The following is a 675-nucleotide window of genomic DNA, read 5'->3' on the forward strand; positions in this document are numbered from 1 at the left end:
AAAGCTGACGGGAATGGGAAGCGTGGCCAGCGCGTTGCAGCACTGCTACCGAGAGCGTGAGACGCCGAACGCTAACGCTGAACGGACACCAGAAAACTACTGCTCTGTGTCCAAATCAACGGATCAGGCAATGGGGCGTGTGCGGGAGCTGCTGCCGGAAAAACGCCGTAAAGATGCGGTACTGGCCGTTGAATACGTTATGACAGCAAGCCCTGAGTGGTGGAAAGAGGCCACACCACGGCAGCAGGCGGAGTTTTTCGCCCGCTCTGAGCAATGGCTGGAGAAGAAATACGGGAAGGATCGTGTTGTGGCGGCGGTGGTTCACCGGGACGAGGCCGCCCCGCACCTGTCTGCGTTCGTGGTGCCATTGACGCAGGATGGACGGCTGTCCGCGAAAGAGTTTATTGGCGGGCGGTCAAAGATGCGTGAAGATCAGAGCACCTACGCTGAATCAGTAAAAAAACTGGGTCTTGAGCGCGGCATCGAGGGAAGCCGCGCCACGCATCAGACAGTTCAGCACTACTACGAATCGATAAACCGTGGCACCCGTAGCCAGGTATCGATCTCGCCGGAGGCGCTGGAGCCGCGTGTATTGCGGAAGGGCATTTTCACCAAAGACGTGGAAGATCAGGCAGCCATAGCCAAACGTCTAAGCCACGCAGTGAACGATGGCTT

The 675-nt window shown here is 57.8% G+C and carries 1 protein-coding gene; it reads left to right on the forward strand.

The window, feature by feature from the left end; translation table 11 throughout:
- Window positions 1-13: 13 nt before the first annotated feature.
- On the forward strand, window positions 14-675 hold a 662-nt coding region (gene mobV, locus ACLJOK_RS33540; RefSeq protein WP_410822495.1), incomplete at its 3' end, for a MobV family relaxase.

It is taken from the genome of Micromonospora sp. 050-3 (assembly GCF_046549335.1).
Taxonomy (GTDB): Bacteria; Actinomycetota; Actinomycetes; order Mycobacteriales; family Micromonosporaceae; genus Micromonospora; species Micromonospora trifolii.